Origin of the sequence: Pseudoflavonifractor sp. (assembly GCF_050943825.1) — a bacterium.
GTDB lineage: Bacteria > Bacillota > Clostridia > Oscillospirales > Oscillospiraceae > Pseudoflavonifractor.
This window is the reverse complement of the sequence record NZ_JBMNPX010000011.1, coordinates 64,402-84,043: the sequence shown is the minus strand read 5'-3', so window position 1 is coordinate 84,043 and position 19,642 is coordinate 64,402. Positions and strand designations below refer to the sequence as shown.

At 62.1% G+C, this 19,642-nt stretch carries 20 protein-coding genes; 15 read left to right on the top strand and 5 right to left on the bottom strand.

Annotated features, from left to right (window positions below; all coding sequences use genetic code 11):
• Window positions 1-314 precede the first annotated feature (314 nt).
• The 12 genes from ACOX7T_RS10240 (at window position 315) to ACOX7T_RS10185 (ending at window position 12,305) form a co-directional block, all read left to right on the top strand.
• Entirely contained in the window at window positions 315-1,475 is a 1,161-nt protein-coding gene (locus ACOX7T_RS10240) for a MalY/PatB family protein (protein ID WP_433442417.1), read from the top strand.
• A gap of 33 nt (window positions 1,476-1,508) precedes the next feature.
• Window positions 1,509-3,143 carry an ABC transporter substrate-binding protein gene (locus tag ACOX7T_RS10235; RefSeq protein ID WP_433442415.1) on the top strand — a complete coding sequence of 545 codons (1,635 nt, stop codon included), beginning with the start codon at window positions 1,509-1,511 and terminating at the stop codon, window positions 3,141-3,143.
• Between the two features lie 92 nt (window positions 3,144-3,235).
• The gene (locus tag ACOX7T_RS10230) at window positions 3,236-4,204 is read left to right on the top strand and encodes an ABC transporter permease (protein WP_433442413.1); all 969 of its coding nucleotides are present in this window, start codon (window positions 3,236-3,238) and stop codon (window positions 4,202-4,204) included.
• On the top strand, window positions 4,204-5,127 hold the full coding sequence (locus tag ACOX7T_RS10225; RefSeq protein ID WP_433442411.1) for an ABC transporter permease: 924 nt from the start codon (window positions 4,204-4,206) through the stop codon (window positions 5,125-5,127). The genes ACOX7T_RS10230 and ACOX7T_RS10225 overlap by 1 nt, the downstream gene beginning before the upstream one ends.
• Window positions 5,128-5,135: 8 nt before the next feature.
• Window positions 5,136-6,272, top strand: coding sequence for a M20 metallopeptidase family protein (locus ACOX7T_RS10220; protein ID WP_433442409.1), 1,137 nt, complete (start codon window positions 5,136-5,138; stop codon window positions 6,270-6,272).
• On the top strand, window positions 6,269-7,297 hold the full coding sequence (locus ACOX7T_RS10215; protein ID WP_433442407.1) for an ABC transporter ATP-binding protein: 1,029 nt from the start codon (window positions 6,269-6,271) through the stop codon (window positions 7,295-7,297). Before ACOX7T_RS10220 ends, ACOX7T_RS10215 begins: the two co-directional genes overlap by 4 nt.
• Window positions 7,291-8,253, top strand: a complete 963-nt coding sequence (locus ACOX7T_RS10210) for an ABC transporter ATP-binding protein (protein WP_433442405.1) — start codon at window positions 7,291-7,293, stop codon at window positions 8,251-8,253. Before ACOX7T_RS10215 ends, ACOX7T_RS10210 begins: the two co-directional genes overlap by 7 nt.
• A 26-nt stretch (window positions 8,254-8,279) precedes the next feature.
• Window positions 8,280-9,446, top strand: coding sequence for a double-cubane-cluster-containing anaerobic reductase (locus tag ACOX7T_RS10205; RefSeq protein WP_433442403.1), 1,167 nt, complete (start codon window positions 8,280-8,282; stop codon window positions 9,444-9,446).
• Window positions 9,443-10,213, top strand: coding sequence for an acyl-CoA dehydratase activase (locus ACOX7T_RS10200; protein WP_433442401.1), 771 nt, complete (start codon window positions 9,443-9,445; stop codon window positions 10,211-10,213). The genes ACOX7T_RS10205 and ACOX7T_RS10200 overlap by 4 nt, the downstream gene beginning before the upstream one ends.
• Window positions 10,214-10,261: 48 nt before the next feature.
• Window positions 10,262-10,885: a sulfurtransferase-like selenium metabolism protein YedF gene (gene yedF / locus ACOX7T_RS10195; protein ID WP_433442399.1), complete on the top strand. Its 624-nt coding sequence runs from the start codon at window positions 10,262-10,264 to the stop codon at window positions 10,883-10,885.
• 8 nt (window positions 10,886-10,893) lie between these two features.
• A complete protein-coding gene (locus ACOX7T_RS10190; protein WP_433442397.1) occupies window positions 10,894-11,136 on the top strand; it encodes a DUF3343 domain-containing protein in 243 nt (80 codons plus the stop codon).
• A 29-nt stretch (window positions 11,137-11,165) separates the two neighbouring features.
• Window positions 11,166-12,305 carry an aminotransferase class V-fold PLP-dependent enzyme gene (locus tag ACOX7T_RS10185; RefSeq protein ID WP_433442395.1) on the top strand — a complete coding sequence of 380 codons (1,140 nt, stop codon included), beginning with the start codon at window positions 11,166-11,168 and terminating at the stop codon, window positions 12,303-12,305.
• Window positions 12,306-12,354: 49 nt separating this feature from the next.
• Here the strand turns inward: ACOX7T_RS10185 and ACOX7T_RS10180 are convergent, their stop codons facing one another.
• The gene (locus ACOX7T_RS10180; RefSeq protein WP_433442393.1) at window positions 12,355-12,906 is read right to left on the bottom strand and encodes a PadR family transcriptional regulator; all 552 of its coding nucleotides are present in this window, start codon (window positions 12,904-12,906) and stop codon (window positions 12,355-12,357) included.
• Between the two features lie 201 nt (window positions 12,907-13,107).
• Here ACOX7T_RS10180 and ACOX7T_RS10175 point away from each other — a divergent pair, with 201 nt between their 5' ends.
• Window positions 13,108-13,755 (top strand): YczE/YyaS/YitT family protein, encoded by a 648-nt coding sequence (locus ACOX7T_RS10175; RefSeq protein ID WP_433442391.1) that lies wholly within the window; start codon window positions 13,108-13,110, stop codon window positions 13,753-13,755.
• 53 nt (window positions 13,756-13,808) lie between these two features.
• Here the strand turns inward: ACOX7T_RS10175 and ACOX7T_RS10170 are convergent, their stop codons facing one another.
• The 4 genes from ACOX7T_RS10170 to ACOX7T_RS10155 form a co-directional block, all read right to left on the bottom strand.
• On the bottom strand, window positions 13,809-15,077 hold the full coding sequence (locus tag ACOX7T_RS10170) for an MFS transporter (protein ID WP_433442389.1): 1,269 nt from the start codon (window positions 15,075-15,077) through the stop codon (window positions 13,809-13,811).
• Complete coding sequence (locus ACOX7T_RS10165) at window positions 15,067-15,927, bottom strand: zinc dependent phospholipase C family protein (protein ID WP_433442387.1); 861 nt, start codon at window positions 15,925-15,927, stop codon at window positions 15,067-15,069. Before ACOX7T_RS10165 ends, ACOX7T_RS10170 begins: the two co-directional genes overlap by 11 nt.
• Window positions 15,928-16,084: 157 nt before the next feature.
• The gene (locus ACOX7T_RS10160; RefSeq protein ID WP_433442385.1) at window positions 16,085-16,768 is read right to left on the bottom strand and encodes a response regulator transcription factor; all 684 of its coding nucleotides are present in this window, start codon (window positions 16,766-16,768) and stop codon (window positions 16,085-16,087) included.
• Between the two features lie 29 nt (window positions 16,769-16,797).
• Window positions 16,798-17,253 carry a helix-hairpin-helix domain-containing protein gene (locus ACOX7T_RS10155; RefSeq protein ID WP_433442383.1) on the bottom strand — a complete coding sequence of 152 codons (456 nt, stop codon included), beginning with the start codon at window positions 17,251-17,253 and terminating at the stop codon, window positions 16,798-16,800.
• A 169-nt stretch (window positions 17,254-17,422) separates the two neighbouring features.
• Here ACOX7T_RS10155 and ACOX7T_RS10150 point away from each other — a divergent pair, with 169 nt between their 5' ends.
• Both ACOX7T_RS10150 and ACOX7T_RS10145 read left to right on the top strand, forming a co-directional pair.
• Window positions 17,423-18,787 carry a D-alanyl-D-alanine carboxypeptidase family protein gene (locus ACOX7T_RS10150; RefSeq protein ID WP_433442381.1) on the top strand — a complete coding sequence of 455 codons (1,365 nt, stop codon included), beginning with the start codon at window positions 17,423-17,425 and terminating at the stop codon, window positions 18,785-18,787.
• Window positions 18,788-18,921: 134 nt separating this feature from the next.
• Window positions 18,922-19,632, top strand: a complete 711-nt coding sequence (locus ACOX7T_RS10145; protein WP_433442379.1) for a LytR/AlgR family response regulator transcription factor — start codon at window positions 18,922-18,924, stop codon at window positions 19,630-19,632.
• Window positions 19,633-19,642: the final 10 nt, after the last annotated feature.

Below are 19,642 nucleotides of genomic sequence, written 5' to 3'. Positions count from 1 at the left end.
TTCTTCCGCCCTGTTTGGGTAAAAATCCAGTCAGCTCTTTGTAAGTTTCTCACCTGTACGACATGCTTCTCCCGGTGCCGGTATGATTCTTTTTTGCGGAAAATGCTCAGTTCATTTATCTTTATGGCGGTTCTTTTATTGGAAATTTTAATAATCCGCTTATAAGTTTGAAACTTCTAATGATAGGCCGGTAATCGTTGACACAGCTGTTTTTTTCGTGCTACCGTTTTATGACAGAAGATTTTCCCGACTCCGGCCGAATGTTTTTTCACTCTGTCGGAGTTTGAATTCGGCAGGAAAAAGAGGCATGCAGAGTGGATGTTCAGTTTGATGAGATGATACCCCGCCGTGGTACCGGTGCCCTCAAGTGGGACGGTGCCGACCGCATTTTCGGCGGGAAGGATTTGCTCCCCATGTGGATTGCGGACATGGATTTCCCCGTGGCTCCCGCTATTCAAGAGGCTCTTCACCGGCGGGTGGACCAGCGTGTATTTGGCTATGGAATGCTCTCCGCCGCGTACTATGAGGCCGTGTCCGGCTGGATGTCCCGCCGGCACGGCTGTTCTGTGCCCCGGGAGTGGGTGGTCTTTACTGCCGGAGTGGTCACGGCCCTGAACTTCGCTGTTCAGGCGGTGACCGAGCCTGGGGACGAGGTACTCATCCCCAGCCCGGTGTACGGGCCCTTCTTCCACGCGGCGGAGGATTGGGGTCGTGTGGCAGTCCGGTGCCCGCTGAAGGGGGAGAACCTGTTCTACACCTTCGACTTTGACGACATGGAGCGCCGCCTCACCCCCCGCACCAAAGCCCTGATGCTCTGCTCTCCCCACAACCCGGTGGGCCGGGTATGGACGCGGCAGGAGCTGGAGGCCCTGGCGGACTTCTGCCTGCGGCACAATCTCATCGTCATTGCCGACGAGATTCACCACGACCTGGTGTTTCAGCCCCACACCATGTTCCTCACCGTCTCCCCTGAAATCGCCCAGCGCACCATTTTGTGCACCGCTCCCAGCAAGACCTTCAACCTGGCGGGCATCCAGGCCTCCAACATCATCATCCCCAATGATGAACTGCGGAACAAGTACCGGGCGGTTGTGGCCCGGCACCATGCCTTTTCGGCCAATTCCTTTGCAGAGGCCGCCGTGGTGGCCGCCTACCGGGACTCGGAGGACTGGCTGGACGCCCTGATCCCCTATCTGGACGGCAACATGGAGCTGTTCTGCAGCACCGTGGCGGCCGAGCTGCCCAGACTGCGGGTGCGCCGTCCGGAGGGCACCTATATGGCCTGGGTGGACTGCTCCGGCCTGGGCCGGGACCCCAAGGACCTCAAGCGCTTCTTCGCGGAGGAGTGCGGCCTGGCCTTCAACGACGGCGCCAGCTTCGGGCCGGGCGGAGAGGGCTTCATGCGGGTCAATCTGGCCTGTCCCCGTACCAATGTGGAGGAGTGTCTGCGCCGTCTGCGCACACACTGCCAATAAACGACCACACCAAGGAAGGAAGAGAGTAAACCAATGAACTGGAAAAAGCGTCTCCTGACCCTGACCCTCACCCTGGGCCTGCTGGGCACCGCCCTGGCCGGCTGCGCCCAGACTGCCGGTGACCCCTCCGGCTCCCCCTCCGCCTCCGGCACGCCGGAGACCTCCCCCTCTGCCTCCACGCCCGTGGAGAGCGCCACCGGTGAGAAGGTGGACGGCGGTACCCTCATCATGTGCGAGCCCACCGATATCTCCAGCCTGAACATTCTCTATGAGACCGGCGACGAGGGCATGACCATGCTCAAGCCGGTGTACGACCCCCTGTACATCGTCTCCAAGGACGGCGTGCGCTACTATCTGGCCGAGAGCCATGAGGTCAGCGAGGATGGCCTGACCATCACCGTCAAGCTCCGGGAGAACCTGAAGTGGCACGACGGCGAGCCCATCACCACCGAGGATGTGCTGTGGTACTTCGAGATGAAGTCCAACCCGGACAACAACGCCTCCAGCGGCACCAAGGTCAACGGCGAGCCGGTCCAGGTGGCGGCGGTGGACGAGTACACCTTCACCGTCACCCTGCCCTCCGTCTCCGCCTCCTACGAGGCCACCCTGGGCAGCCTGAAGCTGCTGCCCAAGCACGTGTATGAGGACACCCCTGTGCTGGCTGGCGCTGAGATTAACTCCACCAGCGGCGTGGGTTCCGGCCCCTTCAAGGTGAAGGAGTGGAACAAGGGCGAGAGCCTGGTGCTGGAGCGGTTTGACGACTACTACCGTGGTCCCGCCAGCCTGGAGTCCGTGGTGTTCAAGATCATCCCCAACGCCAGCACCGAGGAGATCGCCTTCCAGAACGGTGAGCTGTCCGTCATCCGTCTGACCACCCAGGACATGCTGGAGAAGTACTCCAACGACCCCAACTACTCGGTCTACACCCTGACTGAGGGCCGCATCAACTACATGGGCTTCAACTCCAACAGCCCCCTCACCAGCGACCCCAAGGTCCGTGAGGCCATCTGCCTGGCTCTGAATGTGGACGAGATCATCGCCGGTGCCTACGGCTCCACTGAGCTGGCCCCCGCGGCCAAGACCGTGTTCTGCCCCTCCAACCTGTATTACAGCGACGTGGAGGGCTACAGCCAGGACCTGGAGCGGGCTAAGGAGCTCATCGCCGAGGCTGGCGTGGAGGGCGAGACCTTCCGTCTGGTGTACAACTCCAGCCGTGAGAACATGGAGAACTGCGCGCTGATGATCCAGCAGCAGCTCAAGGCCGTGAACCTGAACGTGGAGATCCAGGGCTATGAGACCCAGGGCTTCTTTGAGGTGTTCTTCTACACCGACGCCGGCGACTGGGAGCTGGGCCTGAACGGCTACTCCACCAACGGCGACAACCAGGGCGACGAGTACATGTTCAGCCTGGAGGGCTTCCTGTCCAAGAACCTCTGCTCCACCGATGAGATCGCCGCCCTGTGGAACGAGGGCGACGCCACCACCGACCCCGAGGAGCGTGCCGCCATCTACAAGGAGATCCAGGAGCAGATCCGGGACGCCTACACCATGTTCCCCCTCACCTCCCCCAACTTCGTCGTGGCTACCGACAAGCGTCTGAAGGGCGTGGATGCCATCGACATGGTGCCCCTCTTTGAGGACTATCTCAATCTGTACATGACCAACTGATTCCGGCCAGCCGGCTGCCGGAAGCAGAACGGCCGTCCGCCGGACGGCCGTTCTGTGCATTTCCCCCTACCCTGTCTGAGAGGAGTGCTCCCATGGCAAAACATATCGCCAAGCGGCTGCTTCAGCTGATTCCGGTGCTGCTGCTGGTGTCCATCTTTTCCTTTCTCATCATCCACTTCGCCCCGGGTGACCCCCTGAACATGTACATCCGTCCCGACATGACCCAGGAGGAGATGGACACCCTGCGGGCCAATCTGGGCCTGGACGGCACCATTGTGGACCAGTACCTGGGCTGGCTGAACAACGTGCTCCACGGCAACCTGGGCAACTCCCTCACCAACAGCGGCCAGCCTGTGGCCGGCCGCATTTTGGAGGTGCTGCCCAACACCATTCTGCTCATGGGCACCTCCCTGGTGCTGTCCTTCCTCATCGCCATCCCCCTGGGCCTCATCGCGGGTCTGAAGAAGAACCAGTGGCCCGACCAGGTCATCAGCTTCTTCTCCTACATCGGCATCTCCATTCCTTCCTTCTGGTTCGGCCTGATTCTCATCATTGTGTTCTCCCTGCTGCTGAAGGTGCTGCCCAGCAGCGGCATCCACACCATCGGGGATGACAGTCTGTTGGATCTGATCCGCCACCTCATCATGCCCAGCCTGGTGCTGAGCGTGGGCAATGTGGCCACCTTCACCCGCTACATCCGCTCCGCCACCATCTCCCAGCTGGAGGAGGAGTATGTGCTCACCGCCAAGGCCAAGGGCGTGTCCCAGCGGGGTATTCTCTTCAGCCATGTGCTGAAAAACTGCCTGCTGCCGCTGATCACCCTGGCGGGCATGCGCTTTTCCAGCCTGGTGACCGGCTCCTTTATCGTGGAGTCGGTGTTCGGCTGGCCCGGCATGGGCACCCTGGGCATGTCGGCCATCAACAGTCTCAACTACCCCATGATCATGGGCTTCACCATGCTCTCCTGCCTGCTTCTGGTCGTGGGAAATCTCATCGCCGACCTGCTCTACTATGTGGCGGACCCCCGCATCAGGAGCGGCTTTCAGGAGGTGCAGGGCTGATGGAACGTACCCTCAATTCCCCCATTGCCCCCGGACGGTTCCGGCGGGTGAGCCAGCCCCCGGTCCAGACCGAGGTGTCCTACGACCGCAGCGCCCTGAGCCGGGTGTGGGCGGCTCTGCGGGCCAATCGTCTGGCCATGGTCTGCCTGGTGCTGATGATCATCATCATCGCCGCCTCGGCGCTGGCCTTTCTCTCTCCCTACGACCCGGACCAGTACGACCTGATGAACAAGCTGGCCCTGCCCAGCCTGGCCCACCCCTTCGGCACCGACGACCTGGGCCGTGACTACTTCACCCGCGCCCTGTACGGCGGCCGGGTGTCCCTGACCGTGGGCTTCTTCTCCATGCTGGTGTCGGTGGCCCTGGGCACCGTGGTGGGCACGGTCAGCGGCTATGTGGGCGGCGCGGTTGACATACTGCTCATGCGCTTTCTGGACATCATCATGTCGGTGCCCACCTTCCTGCTCATCATCATCATCAACGCCTATGTGAAGCCCGGCCTGCCCACCATGATCTTCATCATCGCCATCTTCTCCTGGATGGGCGTGGCCCGGATCGTGCGGGCCGAGACCATGAGCCTGAAGGAGCGGGACTTTGTGCTGGCGGCCAAAAACCTGGGTACCAGCCACTTTGTCATCATCTTCCGCCACATCATCCCCAACATGAGCTCCTCCATCATCGTGGCGGCCAGCCTGTCCATCGCCCGGGCCATTCTCACCGAGTCCTCCCTCAGCTTCCTGGGCTTCGGTGTGCGCCTGCCCAATGCCTCCTGGGGCTCCATGCTCCAGAACGCCCAGAGCCAGATTCTCTATAACCCGCTGCTGGCCGTGTTCCCTGGGCTTTTGATTCTGATTACGGTGCTCAGCTTCAACGTGCTGGGAGACGTGCTCCGCAGCGCCCTGGAGCCGAGGATTATCAAGTGAGGTGCGGCATGGAAGAACAGATGCTCAGAGATTATGTGGTGGGCCTGCGCCGCGCCTTCCACCAGAAGCCCGAGCTGGGGCTCAAGGAGTTTGAGACCAGCCGCCGGGTAAGAGAGGAACTGTCCACCCGTTCCATCCCCTTCCGCACGGTGGGGGACACCGGCGTGGTGGCCGAGATTTCCGGCGGCCGTCCCGGCCCCACGGTGCTGCTGCGGGCGGACATGGACGCTCTGCCCATCCAGGAGGCCACCGGCCTGCCCTTTGCCTCCCAGGTCCCCGGCGTAATGCACGCCTGCGGCCACGACGCCCACACCGCCATGCTGCTGGGAGCCGCCGCCCTTCTCTGGGAGGAGCGGGAGACGCTGCCCGGCCGGGTGCGGCTGGTGTTTGAGCCGGCGGAGGAGTTTGCCGGCGCGGGCCGTGCCCTGCTGGAGGCCGGGGTGCTGGAGGGCGTGGACACGGTCTTTGCCGTCCACGTGGCCCCCAACCTGCCCTGCGGCGCGGTCAGCGTACAGCCCGGGGTGCGCATGAGCGGCTGCGGCTTCTTCTCCCTGACCGTCAGGGGCAAGAGCGGCCACGGCTCCGCCCCCCACGAGGGAATCGACGTCATTCCGGCGGCCTGCGCCATGGTGTCCGCCCTCCAGACCGTGGTCAGCCGGGAGGTAAGCCCCCGGGACTTTGTGGTCATCACGGTTGGCACCTTCCACGCGGGCACCGCCGCCAACATTCTGGCCGGCGAGGCCAAGCTGACCGGCACCATCCGGTACCAGAATCCGGCGCTGAAGGAGGTGCTCCCCGCCGCGGTGGAGCGGGTGCTCCGGGGCACGGCGGAGGCCTTCCGGGTGACCCTGGACCTGAAATGCGGCATGGGCCTGCCCCCAGTGGTCAACGACGCCGCCTGTTCCGCTGTGGCGGAGCGGGCCGCCGCCGGACTGCTGGACGTAACGGAGCTGCCCATCGGCACCGGTTCGGACGATTTCGCCTACTACACCCAGCGTGTCCCCGGGGTGTACGCCTTTCTGGGCACCGGCGGGGACCACCCTATCCACCATGAGTGCTTCACTCTGGACGAGGACGCCCTTGCCCCGGGCAGCCGGCTGTACGCCCACTATGCGGAGGAATTTCTGAGAGGAGGATGCCTGTGAGTCAGCCGCTTTTGGAGGTCAGGAATCTCCGGGTGTCCTACCGCACCTACGCCGGGGAGGTCCAGGCGGTGCGGGGCCTGTCCTTCTTCATGGAGCGGGGCGAGACCCTGGCCGTGGTGGGCGAGTCGGGCTGCGGCAAGTCGGTGAGCGCCAAGGCCCTGATGGGGCTTATTAACTGTCCTCCCGGCGAGATCAAGCCGGGCAGTCAGGTACTCTTTGAGGGGAAGAATGTGCTGGACTTCACCCCTGCGGAGTGGTCCGCCTTTCGCGGAAAAGAGTGCGCCATGATTTTCCAGGACGCCCTGGCCGCCCTCAATCCCACGGTGACGGTGGGGCGGCAGATTGCCGAGAACCTGACGGTCCACCATATGGCAGGCCGCTCTGAGGCCATGGCCCGTGCGGTGGAGATGCTCTCCCTGGTGGGCATCTCCCAGCCGGAGAAGCGGGCCAGACAGTACCCCCGCGAGTTCTCCGGCGGCATGCGCCAGCGGGCCATGATCGCCATGGCCCTGGCCTGCGGCCCCAAGCTGCTCATCGCCGACGAGCCCACCACCGCCCTGGATGTAACCATCCAGGCCCAGATCATCCAGCTCATGAAGGAGATGCAGCAGAAATTCAACATGTCCGTGCTGCTCATCACCCACGACCTGGGTGTGGTGGCAGACATCGCCCAGAACATCGCGGTGGTGTATGCCGGGCGCATTGTGGAGTACGGCGCCCGGGACGACATCTTCTACGACCAGCGCCACCCCTACACCTGGTCCCTGCTCCGGTCTATCCCCCGGCTGGACCTGGACGGGAAGAAGCAGCTGGTGTCCATTGAGGGCATGCCGCCCGATTTGATTGCTCCCCCGGCGGGCTGTCCCTTCGCCCCCCGGTGCCCCTGGTGCATGGAGATCTGCACGGAGGAGGAGCCGCCCCAGGTTTCCTTCTCCGGCGGCCATACCTGCACCTGCTGGCTCCATCACCCCGACGCGCCCAAGAGCGATCTTCCATTTCAGGCAGGGGACGGTGTACTATGCTAGAACAAAACGAGACAGCCCTTGAGGTCAAGGAGCTGAAGAAATACTTCCGCACCGGCGGCGGACTGCTGAAGGCGGTGGACGGCGTCAGCTTTACCATCCGCCGAGGGGAGACCCTGGGTCTGGTGGGCGAGTCGGGCTGCGGCAAGACCACCTGCGGCCGCACCTGCGTGGGGCTTTACAACAAGACGGGCGGCCAGGTGCTCTACCGGGGCAAGGACGTCCACAGCCTCCGGGGCAAGGAGCGCAAGGCCTTCACCAAGCAGGTGCAGACCATCTTCCAGGACCCCTACGCCTCCTTGGACCCCCGCCTGCGGGTGGAGGAGATTGTGGCCGAGGGCATGCGCAACCACGGCATCTGTCCCGCCGCCAAAGAGCGGCGGGAGCGGGTGTACCAGCTGCTGGAGCTGGTGGGCCTGAGCAAAGAGCACGCCGGACGGTACATCCACGAGTTTTCCGGCGGACAGCGCCAGCGCATCGGCATCGCCCGTGCTCTGGCGGTGGACCCGGAGTTTGTCCTGTGTGACGAGCCCATTTCCGCCCTGGACGTGTCCATCCAGGCCCAGATCGTCAACCTGCTGGTGCGCCTCCAGGAGGAGCGGGGCCTGACCTACCTGTTCATCGCCCACGACCTGTCCATGGTCAAGCATATCTCCGACCGGGTGGCGGTCATGTACCTGGGCACCATGGTGGAGATCACCACCTCCTCCGAGCTGTACGCCCACCCGGCCCACCCCTATACCAAGGCCCTCCTGTCCGCCATTCCCATCCCCAACCCCCGGGTGGAGGAGCAGCGGGTGCGCACCGTGCTGGAGGGCGAGGTGCCCAGCCCCATCGACCCGCCGCCGGGCTGCCGGTTCCACAGCCGGTGTCCCTACGCCACCGACCATTGCGCCCGTGAGGCGCCGGTTCTCCGAGAGATTGCCCCCGGCCACTCCGTGGCCTGCCATATTGTCTGATGATTTTAAAAAAGGAGATGTCCGAGATGGAACAGACCAGTATCAAGCTGCCCGCCGATTTTGAGACCTATGGAGAGGCCCGGAAGGCGGGCTTCCTGCGCATGAAGCAGCTGAAGGACCAGGGCGCCCGGGTGGTGGGCATGTTCTGCTCCTTCGTGCCCACCGAGCTGGTGTACGCGGCAGGGGCCCTGCCCGTGGGGCTGTGCGCCTTCACTGAGGAGCCCATCCCCGCCGCCGAGGCCAACCTGCCCCGGAACCTGTGCCCCCTCATCAAGGCCAGCTACGGCTTTGCCCTCACCGACACCTGCCCCTACTTCTACTTCTCCGACCTTGTGGTGGGCGAGACCACCTGTGACGGCAAGAAGAAGATGTTTGAGCTGCTCCAGGAGATCAAGGACACCTATGTCATGCAGCTGCCCCACAGCCGGGATGAGGCTGCCCTCTCCTTCTGGCGGGACCAGATCATCGCCTTCAAAGAAAAACTGGAGGAATTCTACGGCATCACCATCACGGAGGACGACATCCGTCAGGCCATCAGGCGGAAGAACCGTGAGCGTGACGTGATGCTCCGCTACCTGGAGCTGGGCAAGCTGAACCCGGCCCCCATGAGCGGCTACGAGATGGGCACCCGTGTGGACGCGGGCAGCTTCTCCTTTGACCTGGACCAGCGCTGCAACATCATTGAGGCCCGGACAGCCGAGGTGCTGGAGCAGTGGAAGGCCAGCAAGGACAGTTTGCCCACCGATCGGCCCCGTCTGCTGGTTACCGGCTGCCCCAACGCGGGTGTGCGGGACAAGATCATCAAGGTGGTGGAGGAGCTGGGGGCCGACGTAGTGGCCTTCGACACCTGCAACGGCATCCGGGAGAAGGTGGAGAAGGTGGACGAGTCCGACCCGGACGTGTACCACGCCCTGGCGGTGAAGTATCTCAACATCAACTGCTCGGTAATGAGCCCCAACGAAAGCCGCCGGGAATACATCGGCGAGATGATTGACTCCTATGCGGTGGACGGAGTGATTGAAATTGTGCTCCAATCCTGTCATACTTACGATGTGGAGGCTTTCTTCATCAAGCGCTTTGTCACCCAGGAGAAGGGCCTGCCCTACCTGAACATTGAGACCGACTATTCTCAGGCGGACAAGGGCCAGATCAACACCCGCCTTTCCGCCTTCCTGGAGACGATTGAGAAATGACGTACTTTGCCGGAATCGACATCGGCTCCACCGCCTCCAAGGTCGTAGTCCTGGACGGGACGGACATGGTGGACCACTTCGTCCTGCCCACGGGCTGGAGCAGCAAGGAGACCGCCGGTGAGATCGCCCGCCGTCTGGAGGCGGGCGGCCACCCCGTGGGGGATGACATGAAGGTCATCGCCACCGGGTACGGCCGGGTGGCGGTGGACTACGCGGCCAAGACGGTGACCGAGATCACCTGCCACGGCCGGGGCGGCCGGTACCTGCTGGGCCGGGACTGCACCATCGTGGACATCGGTGGCCAGGACACCAAGGTCATCACCGTGGAAAACGGCATGCCCACCAGCTTTCTCATGAACGACAAGTGCTCGGCGGGCACGGGCAAGTTTCTGGAGATCATGGCCAATCGCCTGGGCGTGGACCTGCCCGAGCTGTTCACCCTGGCGTCGGCGGGCACCCCGCTGGCCATCAGTTCCATGTGCACTGTGTTTGCCGAGAGCGAGGTCATCAGCCACATCGGCGCCGGCGAGAAGCGGGAGGACATCGCTGCCGGCGTGGTGGACTCGGTGGTGAGCAAAGTGGCGGGCCTGTGCGCCCGGCACACCCTGAAGGGAGACGTGCTCCTCACCGGCGGCCTGTGCGACAGCGCCTACCTGGTGGACCGGCTCTCTCAGAAGCTGAAGCAGCCCGTCTTTACCCACCCCCTGGGCCGGTACGCCGGTGCCCTGGGGGCGGCCCTCATCGCCCGGGGCAAAGCCGCCGGGTAAGCAATTTGTGTTAAACCATCCATATCCAGAACAGGAGGACTGATTGATATGCTGAAACAGGTAAACGCCATGGGAGATCCCTGCCCCATCCCGGTCATCAAGACCAAGAACGCCATTAAGGAGCTGGCGGGTTCCGGCACGGTGGAGACTCTGGTGGACAACGAAATTGCGGTTCAAAACCTGACCCGTCTGGCCAACAACAACGGCTACGCCGTCAAGTCGGAGAAGCTTGGCGACAAGGAGTTCCGCGTGGTGATGGAGGTCACCGGCGCCCCCGCGGCCCAAGCCGGTGAGGACGACAGCGAGACCTGCCTGGTGCCCGCGGGCACCGGCCGGAACGACACGGTGGTGGTCATCTCCTCCCCCTGCATGGGCACCGGCAGCGACGAGTTAGGCGCAGCCCTGATGAAGAGCTTTATCTTCGCCCTCACCCAGCAGGACACCCTGCCCAAGTCCATCCTCTTCTACAACGGTGGCGCCAAGCTGACCACCGAGGGCTCCGCCTCCCTGGAGGACCTGAAGAGCCTGGAGGCCCAGGGCGTGGAGATTCTCACCTGCGGCACCTGCCTGAACTTCTTCGGCCTGGGCGACAAGCTGCAGGTGGGCGGCGTCACCAACATGTACGACATTGTGGAGAAGATGAGCTCCGCCGGCCGGGTCATCCGTCCCTGAGGTCCGTCATGCGGGAAAAGAAACCGGCCCTTATCATCACCTTTTCCACCACCACCGATGCCATGGGCATGGAGCAGTTCTGCGCCCGTAACGGCCTGCCTGGCCGTCTGATTCCGGTGCCCCGTGAGATCAGCGCGGGCTGCGGCCTGGCCTGGAAGGCCCCTGTGGAGGCTGAGGCAGAGCTGCTGACCGTCATGACCGGCGCGGGCATGCACTGGCAGGAGACCCGGGTGCTGGAGCTGTGGGTGTGAAGCTGAACAACCATAGGAGATGAGTTCTCTTGATCTATCTGGACAACGCGGCCACCACCCGGCAGAAGCCGCCCCAGGTCATCGACGCAGTGGTGAACGCCATGACCACCATGGGCAATGCCTCCCGGGGCGCCCACGGCAGCGCTCTTCAGGCCGCCCGTGCGGTGTATGACACCCGGTGCAAGCTGGCCGGGCTGTTCCACTGCCCCCGGGCGGACCATGTGGTCTTTACCTGCAATTCCACCGAGGCGCTGAATATCGCCATCAGCGGTACTCTGTCCCCTGGGGACCACGTGATCACCACCGACCTGGAACACAACTCCGTCCTCCGGCCCCTGTACTATCTGGAGGCGGAGCGGAACGTATCCCTCAGCTTTGTGCCCGCCGACAGGCAGGGCAGGCCGGACATGTCCGCCTTTGAGGCCCTTATTCGCCCCGAGACCAGGGCCATCGTATGCACCCACGCCTCCAATCTGACGGGCAACATGATCGACATTGCCCGGGTGGGGGCCATTGCCAAAGCCCACGGCCTGCTCTTCATTGTGGACGCCTCCCAGACTGCGGGAGCGGCTCCCATCGACATGGAGGCCATGGGCATCGACATTCTCTGCTTCACCGGCCACAAGGGACTGATGGGTCCCCAGGGCACCGGCGGGCTGTGCATCCGGCCCGGCGTGGAAATCAAGCCCTTCAAGGTGGGCGGCTCGGGAGTGCAGTCCTACAGCAAGACCCAGCCGGAGGAGTACCCCACCCGGCTGGAGGCGGGCACCCTGAACAGCCACGGCATCATGGGCCTCTCCGCCGCCCTGGACTTTATTGAGGCCACGGGTGTGGACACCACTGCCCGACGTGAAGAAGCCCTGATGAGGCGGTTTTACGACGGGGTGGTTGGTCTGAAGGGGGTCACGGTGTACGGCGACTTCACCCAGGCCCGCCGGGCTGCCATCGTGGCCCTGAACATCGGGGACATGGACTCCAGCGAGGTGTCCGACATTCTCAGCATGGACTACGACATCGCCACCCGTCCCGGCGCCCACTGTGCGCCCCGGATGCACCAGGCTCTGGGCACCACGGAGCAGGGTGCGGTGCGGTTTAGCTTCTCCTGGTACAACACCGAGGAGGAGGTGGACGCCGCCGTCCGTGCGGTGGCCGAGCTGGCGGAGGAATAACAGAAAACGGGTGTGCTTTGCCGGACTTCCGGCGAAGCACACCCGTTTTTTATTGCTTTTCCAGCCTCTCACGGCACAGCCCGATGCACCGCTCCAGCCAGGCACAGCAGCCCTCTTCCCGCATGACGCCGCCCAGCAGCACCAGATAGTCGCTGAAGGCGGCCTCATCCTCCGGAGGCGTCTGTCCCAGCCCGGCCAGGTTCTCCCGCAGGTGGTCCAACAGGGCCCGGTGCTGCTCCAGCTGAGGCTCCAGCAGGGCGATGCGCCGCTGTGGCGGAATGCAGTCGGAGAAGTAGAGCTGGAGCCGGAACTCGTCCTTGGGCACGGATTTCATCTTCAGCTGGGTCTCCGCCCAGGTCTGGAGGGCGGTCCGACCCCGCTCGGTGATGGAATACACCTTTTTCTCCAGCACGGTGCCGGAGATCTCAATTTGATAGGCAATCAGGCCCTCATCGGCCAGAGCCTTCAGCTCGGGGTAGATCTGGCTGTGCTTGGCGCCCCAGAACTCGGCCAGTGTGGTCTCAAACTCCTTTGTCAGGTCGTAGCCCGACATATCCCGCCGGTTCAGCAGGCCCAGGATGGCATAGCGCAGGGTTCCCATGGTCTCTCCTCCTCGTAAGGCTCATGGCGGTATTATACCACACTTCCCGCTCTATTTCCTCCAAAAAAGCGTTTCGCACTTACCCCCTCTTTTTAAACATGTCATAATTGACATGTTTAAATTTTCATGCTACCATAAAATATAACAATATTCCGCTCTCTGGGAGCGGAATGATTTTTTGGAAGGAGTTTTGGTTCGGAAATGGAAAAGCTGAAGCGCTATGTGGTATTTTTGATTGGACTGTTCGTCAACTCCCTGGGAGTGGCACTCATCACCAAGGCGGATCTGGGTACTTCCCCCATCTCCTCCATCCCCTATGTGCTCAGCCTGAATTTCCCCCTCACTCTGGGCCAGTTCACCATTCTGTTCAGCCTGCTGCTCATTGCCCTCCAGCTGATCATCCTGCGCAGGAACTTCCGCCCCGAGCACATCCTTCAGATTCCCGTGTCCTTTGTGTTCGGCTACTTCATCGACCTGTGCATGGCCTTGCTCTCCTTCATCCAGCCCCAGACCTACGGCATGAAGGTGCTCTATCTGCTGATTGGCTGTGTGGTGCTGGGCGTGGGCGTGTACATGGAGATGCTGGCCGACGTGGTTATGCTGCCCGGCGAGTCCTTTGTGCGCTCCGTGGTGTTCCGCTGGGCCACCGAGTTCGGCATGACCAAGGTGGCCTTTGACGTGACCATGACCGTGGTGGCGGCGGTGCTCTCCTTTGTCTTTGCCGGCGTCCTGGCCGGCGTGCGGGAGGGTACCATTGTGGCTGCCCTGCTGGTGGGCTTTATCGCCCGGCTCATCAGCCGCCGTCTGGAGTTCATGCCCCGTGCCCTGTTCGGCGAGGCCCACGCATAAATCTTTTAACAAAAAATCAGCAGCCCGTAACGGGCTGCTGATTTTTTATGCGCTCAGTGGACCGGAACGGCCGTTCCCGGTCTGTCCGGCATCTCCTGCCGCACCGCCTGGACAAAGAAGACAGCGCCGACGGCGAACATGAAGGCCAGGGCGCCCACGCCCAGGTTTACGCTGCCGGTGAGCTGGCTCACGGCGGAGACGGTGATGGTGCCCAGGAAGGAGGCACCCTTGCCGCAGATGTCGTACAGGCCGAAGTACTCGCCGGACTTCTCCGGGGGGATGAGCCGGGCGAAGTAGGCACGGGACATGGACTGGATGGCCCCCTGGAAGATGCCCACGCAAACGGCCAGTACCCAGAACTGATACTGCTCCTTCATCCACATGCCGTAGATGGTGATGAGGAAGTAGGCCCCGATGCACACCAGGATGAGACTGGAGGAGGAAAACCGCTCGGTGAGGCGGCCGAAGAGGAGAGCTGCGGGGAAGGCCACAATCTGGGTCACCAGCAGGGCCAGCAGCAGGCCGGTGGTGTCCAGGCCCAGCGCGGTGCCGTAGGCGGTGGCCATGTCGATGATGGTGTACACGCCGTCGATGTAGAAGAAGAAGGCGATGAGGAAGAAGAGGGCCTTCCGGTTGTGGGACAGCTCGGAGAACACGCCGCCCAGACGGCGGAAGCTCTCACCCAAGCGGCTGCCCTGGGCGGGGACGGAGTGCTTCTGCTCATAGGACCGCCACAGGGGCACGGACAGCAGCAGCCACCAGGCCGCGATGAGCAGGAAGGCCAGCGCCATGGCCAGGTTGACGGACATGCCCAGAGGCTCATAGCACAGCACCAGCACCAGGGAGAGAACAAAGGGGATACAGCTGCCGATATAGCCCCAGGCGTAGCCGTTGGCGGAGACCTTGTCCATCCGCTCGGGCTGAGTGATGTCGGTGAGCATGGAGTCGTAGATGACCAGGCTCACCGAGTAGGCCGACTTGGCCAGGACAAAGAGCACCAGGAACCACAGCCAGGAGGACATGACGCCCAGGCCCACGCAGCCCAGGGCGCCCACCAGCACGGAGCCGGAGAAGAGCTTCTTTTTCCACCCGGGGAAGTCGGAGATGGTGCCCAGCACCGGGCCGCACAGGGCCACGATCAGGGTGGCGATGGAGGTGGCGTAGCCCCAGTAGGCCAGGTAGCTCACCTCGGAGAGGCCGTCTGCGCCGGCCAGGCTGTTGAAATAGATGGGCATGATGGTGGATACCAGCAGGGTAAAGGCGGAATTGCCCACATCGTAGAGCACCCATCTGCGCTCCAGGGGCTGTAATTTAAACTTCATAGACAAGCTCCTTTTCCAGACTCAGCACGGGTATCTTCTGCCAGTTGGACCCGGCTCCGAAGGTGCGGTCCAGCCCTTCGGGCAGGGGACGCTCCTCCTTCAGGCAGGGCAGATAGCCCTCCATCAGGGCCAGGCACTGCTCCTCTGCCCGGTCCATCAGCTTTTTCAGTCGGACGCAGCTGTCGGCACAGCGGGGATCAGGCTGGGGATTGATGAGCAGGCCGTGCATCTCGGTGTAGTTGCCGGACAGCCGGAGCACACCTTTCACCAGGCTTCGTTTCCAGGCGCTGGGGGCAATCAGCAGCCGGTTATAAAAAATCATGCTCCGCAGGGATTTTTCCACCTCTTTCGGCGTGACAGTGGAAAAAAAGGGGGCGATGACCCTACTGTTTTCCGCTGTGGGGCGGATGTGGCCGGTCAGGTTCTGCCGCACCGGGTCCAGCCCCTGTTCGGCCATGAGGCAGCGGTCGAACTCCCCCTCAATCTCCGTGTGGGTAACGCCGCTGACGTGGATCTTTTGCTCGATGTACCCGTGGCAGGCGCTGTCCAGGGCGAAGTGGCAGAGAAAGCCCATGAGGTAGGCCTGGCTGAGGTTCTGCTCCTCAGCGGGCATGGCCCGCACCAGGGCGGCGGCAGGGCCGAAGAAGTCGGTGGCCGGCTTCTCGTGCTGCCCGAAGCCAACGGCGTTGACCTTGTTGACCGTGAGGGCCTTGTAGTAAAACAGGATGTCCGGCCCGTGGAGGCCGATGAAAAACAGCTCCCGCTGGGCGGGCGTCAGCCCCTTCAGGGCATGGGGGTCCCGGCGGAGGATTCGGTCTCCAAAATACTTGTGCGCGTAGGTGGATGGCATGGAGAATCTCCTTTTGTTGCGTTTTCTGTTCCGGCAGATATTGTACCATCCCCGCCGCCGCCCTTCCCCGCAGTTTTTGTAAAATGGAGACAAACAGTTTGTAAAGTAAAGGCCGCCGGGAGGAAAGTTCCTCCCGGCGGCCTTGCTGTATGTTAATTTAACTGTTCTTGAAGTAGTAGCCCACGCCCCACTTGGTGAGGATGTACTCGGGCCGGGCAGGGTCCAGCTCCAGCTTCTCCCGCAGGCGGCGGACGTGGACGTCCACAGTGCGGTAGTCCCCGGCGTACTCATAGCCCCACACCACGTTGAGCAGGTTCTCCCGGCTGTACACCCGGCCCGGGTTGCGCATGAGCAGCTCGATGAGGTCGAACTCCTTGGCGGTCAGGTCCACAGGAGTCTCCCCCTTCCAGGCAGCCCGCTCGTCAGCGTCGATGACGATATGTCCGGCGGTGAGCCGTGCTTTTTTCTCCTTCTGGGCGGCCATGCCCGCACGGCGGAGCAGAGCCCGCACCCGGGCCTTCAGCTCCAGGATGTTGAAGGGCTTGGTGATGTAGTCATCGGCGCCGCACTCAAAGCCGATGATCTTGTCGGTATCCTCACTGCGGGCGGTGAGCATGATGATGGGCACGTTGGAGAACTCCCGAATCCGCATGCAGGCCTGGAGGCCGTCGATTTTGGGCATCATCAGGTCCAGGATGATAAGGTCAAAGTTGCCGCTTCTGGCCAGCTCCACGGCCTCCTCCCCATCGTAGCCGGTCTCCACCTGGTAGCCCTCGCTTTCCAGGTTGAATTTGATGCCCTTGACCAGCACCTTCTCGTCGTCCACAACCAGAATTTTCATTGTTTTATTCCTCCACAGGGCTTTCGCCCTCATTCCACGGTGATATAGTCAATAATCTGGGACAAAATCCCCTCGCCGATGCCGCTGACATTGGTGATGTCCTCCACAATGCGGAAGGGTCCGTGCTCTTCCCGGTAGGCGATGATGGCCGCCGCCCGCTTCTCCCCGATGCTGGGGAGGGTCTGGAGCTCCTCGCTGCCGGCGGTGTTGATGTTGACCAGCCCGGACTGTTCCGGCGCAGACGGAGACGGAGCGGGTGTCTGGACCTCAGTTTCCACAGGCCCTGTCTCTGACGGCTCGTGCGAAACTGCGACGGGCGTCTGAGACACCGGCAGGCTGGCGCTGACCGACGGCTCCGGGCTGTGCTGGGCGGCAATGCGGACCGTCCCTGAGTCGGACTGTCCGCCCAGAAACCATCCGGCGAAGAAGGCAAGGCAGGCGGTTGTCAGCAAAAGCAGCACAAATTCCAGCCTGGAAATCTTCATCAAATTGTAACCACCTTTCCCGTTGCGCGGCCCGTCCTTCTTTGCTATAATGAATTATGTAACCATTTTGTCCCTTTACGTTCTTTGCCGCAGATGCGGCCCTTGCGGCCGTTTTTGCGGCAAAGGGACGTTATGGGATATATTATAACATAGAGTGCGGGAGTTTCCTATGAAAAAAAATCGTGTTTTTTCCCTTGTTCTGACCCTGGCGCTGATCTGCGCTGTCCTTGCTCCTTTTTCCACAGCCGCCGCCAATTCTGTGGACGACTATGTGGTGAATGCCCGGTCCGCGATTCTGGTGGACACCACCTACGGCGAGATTCTCTATGAACACAACTCCCATGAGCGCACCTATCCCGCCAGCATCACCAAGGTCATGACCGGCCTGCTGACCATCGAGGCCATTGACCGGGGTGAGCTGTCTCTGGACCAGCAGATTACAGTCAGCTCCAATGTAAATGAGGGCATGATGTCTGGCGCCTCCACCCAGAACCTGAAGGCGGGAGAAATTCTCACGCTGAAGGATGTGCTGGCCTGCGCCCTGATCCCCTCGGCCAATGAGGCGTGCAACGTGCTGGCAGAGACCGTGGCCGGCTCCATCTCCGCCTTTGTGGATCTGATGAATCAGCGCGCCGCCGAGCTGGGCTGTGAGGACACCCACTTTATGAACCCCCACGGCCTCCACGATGAGAATCACTACACCACCGCCTATGACATCTACCTTTTCTGCAACGAGGCCATGAAGCACGATATCTTCCGTGAGCTGGTCACCTCCATGAACTACACGGTGCCCGCCACCAACATGAGCGAGGAGCGCACCTTCTGGGACACCAACGCACTCATCACCAGCTGGAAGTACAAGGGCTATACATATGAGTACTGCACCGGCATCAAGACCGGCTATACCCCCGAGGCGGGCTACTGCCTGGCCTCCTCCGCCACCAAGGGCGAGCGCTCCCTCATCGCCGTGGTAACCGGCTGCGAGCGTACCCCCGGCGCCACCGGCAGCGAGGGCTACACCCACTTCTCTGAGAGCAAGAAGCTGCTGGAGTGGGGCTTCTCCAACTTCTCTTACCAGTCCATCATGAGCAGCAGCACACCCCAGCTGTCCATCCCTGTGACCCTCTCCGAGGTGGACCATGTGGTGGCCGAGCCCAACGGCACTCTCTCTGCCGTACTGCCCAACGACGTATCCGCCGAGGACTTTGAACAGAAGGTGGAGCGCTACTACGACACCCTGGAAGCCCCGGTGGAAAAGGGCATGGTACTGGGCAAGGTGACCCTTACCTATAACGGCCGCGAGTACGGCTCCCTGGACCTGGTGGCTGTGGACACGGTGGAGCGCTCCGAGCTGCTCTACAATCTGGACCGGATTGAGAAGTTCTTCAGCCAGCTGTGGGTGAAGGTTCTCCTGCTGGTGCTGGTGCTCCTCATCCTGGTTCTGGTGCTCCGTCTGACTGTCTTTGGCCGCAGGGGCCGGCGGAGCTACGGCGGCCGGAGCCGCAGCGGCTACCACGGCAGACGCCGCCGGTAATCTCTTTTGTCTCTCAGCGCCCCGCGGAGCACTCCGTGGGGCGCTTTTCCTTCAATGGTTTTCCACACACCATACCGGCGCGAACCTTTGCATGAATTCTGAAGTATATAACTGTGCGGAGTGAGGATTCTGATATGCTGCATATTGCCATTGTCGATGATGATGCCGCCCAGCGAGAACATCTGCGGCTCATGCTGGAGCGCTATCAGGCGGAGCACCAGTATGAATGGACGGTGTCGGACTTTTCAGACGGCGCCGATCTGCTCGAACATTATGTCAATCAATATACCATCATCCTGCTGGACATCAAAATGGGAATTCTGGACGGTCTGGAGACTGCCCGCTGGATAAGGCTTCAGGACCCGGATGTCATTCTCTTCTTCATCACCAGCTATGCCCAGCACGCCACCGAGGGATACGACGTGGATGCCAAGGGCTTTCTGGTCAAGCCGGTGACCTATCCGCTCCTCTCCCGTCAGCTGGACCGGGCTATGTTAGCCCTGGAGCAGCAGTCGGAGCAGTACCTGATTCTGAACAACTCCCGGCAGATGCAGCGTGTTCCCCTCAAGTCCATTCTTTATATCGAGGGCGTGGGGCATTATGCGTACATCTATACGGAGCAGGGCAGGCTGATGGAGCTCATCTCCATGAAGGCACTGGAAGAGCAGCTGAAGGACGCCCCCTTTTTCCGGTGCAGCCCCAGCCTGATTGTCAATCTGGCGCGGGTGGAGTCCGTTCAGCAGTCTCTGGTAACAGTGGATGGGAAGGGGCTGACGGTGAGCCGTTCCCGGAAAAAGGCCTTTATGGAGGCGCTCAACCGATACATTGCCGGTATGGGCAGATAAGGAGGTGCAG